Source organism: Streptomyces himastatinicus ATCC 53653, from assembly GCF_000158915.1.
In the GTDB taxonomy this organism is placed as follows: domain Bacteria; phylum Actinomycetota; class Actinomycetes; order Streptomycetales; family Streptomycetaceae; genus Streptomyces; species Streptomyces himastatinicus.
The window spans coordinates 353559-356536 of the sequence record NZ_GG657754.1 but is presented as its reverse complement, the minus strand read 5'-3'; the positions used below and the strand labels follow the sequence as shown (position 1 = coordinate 356536).

Annotated in this window: 5 protein-coding genes; all 5 read right to left on the bottom strand. The window is 71.6% G+C overall.

Going from position 1 to position 2978, the window contains the following annotated elements:
* On the bottom strand, positions 1-932 hold a 932-nt coding region (locus SSOG_RS01525), incomplete at its 3' end, for a Gfo/Idh/MocA family protein (RefSeq protein ID WP_245606187.1).
* A gap of 75 nt (positions 933-1007) precedes the next feature.
* Positions 1008-1178, bottom strand: a complete 171-nt coding sequence (locus SSOG_RS55395; protein WP_009712422.1) for a hypothetical protein — start codon at positions 1176-1178, stop codon at positions 1008-1010.
* Between the two features lie 54 nt (positions 1179-1232).
* Positions 1233-1979 carry an alpha/beta fold hydrolase gene (locus tag SSOG_RS01520; RefSeq protein ID WP_009712421.1) on the bottom strand — a complete coding sequence of 249 codons (747 nt, stop codon included), beginning with the start codon at positions 1977-1979 and terminating at the stop codon, positions 1233-1235.
* 29 nt (positions 1980-2008) lie between these two features.
* Positions 2009-2539, bottom strand: a complete 531-nt coding sequence (locus SSOG_RS01515) for an RraA family protein (RefSeq protein WP_009712420.1) — start codon at positions 2537-2539, stop codon at positions 2009-2011.
* Complete coding sequence (locus SSOG_RS01510; protein WP_009712419.1) at positions 2539-2805, bottom strand: RraA family protein; 267 nt, start codon at positions 2803-2805, stop codon at positions 2539-2541. Before SSOG_RS01510 ends, SSOG_RS01515 begins: the two co-directional genes overlap by 1 nt.
* Between the last annotated feature and the right edge of the window lie 173 nt (positions 2806-2978).

Here is a 2978-nt window from a genome sequence, read left to right as displayed (position 1 = left end):
GTCAGCATGCGCTCGTCCCCGCCACCGTGTCCCGCGTGGTCGAACGCGGGCAGCTCCACCTCCCGCGGCGGCTCCCACAGCGGGCGCAGCACCACCCGCGGACCGCCCGCGTTGGCGAGCGCCTCGTCGCCGTGGATCGTGCCCCGGCCGGAGGTGGTGCCCAGCACCGGCGGCTGCCACCGGCTCTCCTCCACCTCCAGCTCCAGCCGTCCGCGGGTGCCGTTGAACATCACGCGGTAGCCCTCCCAGGGGGAGTACGCGGTCAGGTGGTACGTCATGGTGGCGCCGGTGTCGTAGCGCACCAGCAGCGACATGTCGTCCTCGATGGTGATGCCGTCGCCGAACACGTTGCGGTCCCGGTGGTAGCCGTCCGCGCCCTCGGCGTCGAGGTACAGCGCGCGCAGCGCGTCGTTGTCGGCCAGCTCCAGCGCGAACGGGTCGTCCTGCGCGGCGGACGCGCCGTGGGCCCGCTCGTACTCGCGGCGGTAACCGCTGCGCTCGCCCGCCTCGCGGCCGTAGAAGCCGAGTCTGCCGTAGCCGAAGACCTCCTGCGGCCGGGCCCCCAGCCACCAGTTGACCAGGTCGAAGTGGTGGCTGGACTTGTGCACCATCAGCCCGCCGCTGTGCTGCTTCTCGCGGTGCCAGCGGCGGAAGTAGTCCGCGCCGTGCCGGGTGTCGAGCAGCCACTCGAAGTGCACCGACAGCACCTCGCCGATGGCGCCCGAGGACAGCTGCCGGTGGACTTCCTCGTGGACCGGGTTGAAGCGGTAGTTGAAGGCCACCGCCAGATGGTTGCCGGTCTCCTCGACGGTGCTGAGGATGTGGCGGCACTTGGCGGCGTCGGTGGTCATCGGCTTCTCGGTGACCACCCGGCAACCGGCCCGCAGCGCGGGCACGATGTAGGCGTCGTGCAGCGCGTCCACGCAGGTCACGACGCACTTCCTGGATGTCGTCGGCACGCAGTCGGCGCTCGAAGTCCTCCCGGACTCCAGGCCGCCGCCTCCGGCTCACCGGCCTCCTTTCAGCAGCTGCTGGTGGTGGGCGATGCGCACCGGGTTCGGGTCGCACAGCGCGGCGACTCGCAGCCCGGGGCGGCGGGCCAGTGCCGTGGTGAACATCTGCGCACGGGATCCGGTGCCCACCACCACGGCCCGGGAGGGAGTGTTGCCGACGGTCATGCGTCCTCCATAGGAAGTCGATCAACGCGTGCGCAGGATAGGCCGATCCCGGGCTCACCACCACGGGGCCTGCACCTTCCCCTGGAAGTCGGCGATGCGGGCCCACATGGCGGGCGGGTTGGAATACATGGGGAAGTGTCCGCACTGTGGGATCTCGGCGAGTTCGACGCCCGCCGCGGCCAGCCGCGGCAGATAGGACAGCGAAGCGTTCTGGTCGCCGTACATGAACATCCTGGGAAACGGCAGACCCAGGAACGTGGCCATGAGGTCTCCGTGGTCGCTCAGCTCGACCATCGATTCGAAGATCCCGCGGATCGCGTCGGCGCGGACCTTGTGGGGCGGGCTCGACGCGAACAGCGGGGCCGCGTAGGTGGGCGAGCGCCGGTTCCGTTCGATGAAGCCTTCGAGGAAGGTCTCGCCGTCCGCGGCCGGGTGGGAGACGATCTGACGGCTGAGGAAGCAGTCCTCGGGCGCCACGTTGCCCTCGATGTCGACGAAGCTGAGCACCCGGTCGGGGTGGCTGGCCGCCAGCATCAGGGCCGTGAGACCGCCCATCGAATGCCCGACGAGATGGAACCGCCCGATGCCGAGCCGGTCGAGCACGGACACCGCGGTGTCCACCAGAAACGGGATCGAGACGGCCGTCGGATCCCCGCAGACGGTGTCGCCGCAGCCGGGGGCGTCGTAGGCCACGACCGGGTGCCCGTCGAAGGCGGCGTGGCGGGCGATATCGGTGTAGTCCTCCTTGGACGAGCGGCACGCCGTCGACGGGCAGCTCCTGACGTGACCAGGCGAAGCCATTGCCGGGATGCATGCTGCGTCTCTCTTCCTCACTGTGTCGGCAACGCGTGCCGTACGAACTGCGCCACCAGCGGGCTGGGATCCGCCGCACGCCGGACCACGGCCAGCTCGACGAGATGGGCGGGCTCCCGCAGGGGCGGCAGGCCACGCCGGGCATTGGTGGCTGGGACGTCGCCGCGCACCAGGTCGTCCGGGGCCACCGGAACACCGCCCAGGGACAGCCGCGCACCCACCGCGGCGAGCCGCACCCGGTCCTTGCCGGTGCGCATGAAGCGGCCGCTCCTGAACAGCGGATAGTCCGCCTCGACCGAGGTGGCCACGTCGCGGCAGGCGCCGTGGACCACGGTGCCCGCGACACCGCGGACCGCCGCGGTCTGCGTCATGATCCCGCCCCACACCGTGCAGTCCGTGCGCCCGGCATTGTCGATGACCACGACCGCGCCCGCAGGTACATCGTCCAGGAAGTCACCGACGCTGCCCTTGTCGGCGTCGGCCGGTTCGTAGCGGACGGTGAACGCGGCGGTCGGCAGGGCCGCGGCCCGCTGGGTGGGTGTGCCCATCAGCGCTGCTCCTCCTCTGTTCCGGCGAACCGGGTGTCACGCATGGCCTCCGCCAGGAACGCTCCGCCGCGCAGTTCCTCGGCGATGGCACGCTCGCGCCGGGCCAGCGCCTGGGCGGCCCGCAGGACCTCATGGGCACGGGCGCGGGGCACGAAGGCCACGCCGGTCTCGTCGGCGAGGACGATGTCGCCCCGCGCCACCGTGGCCGGACCGATCCGGACCGGTTCGCCGGAGGACACCTGGTGCGAACGGCCCCGTGCGGTCACACCCCGCGCAGGGAGGCGCCCAGGCTCAGCAGACCGCCCCAGCAGGAGACGTTCGTCCGCCCGTCGCCCGCGATCACCAAAACGTCCTCCGGGCCGCCCGCGTCCACGGCCGATGTGGCGATATGGGCGCCGGACGTGTCCGGGGCACCCGGGGCGAGTTCGACCGGTGCGGC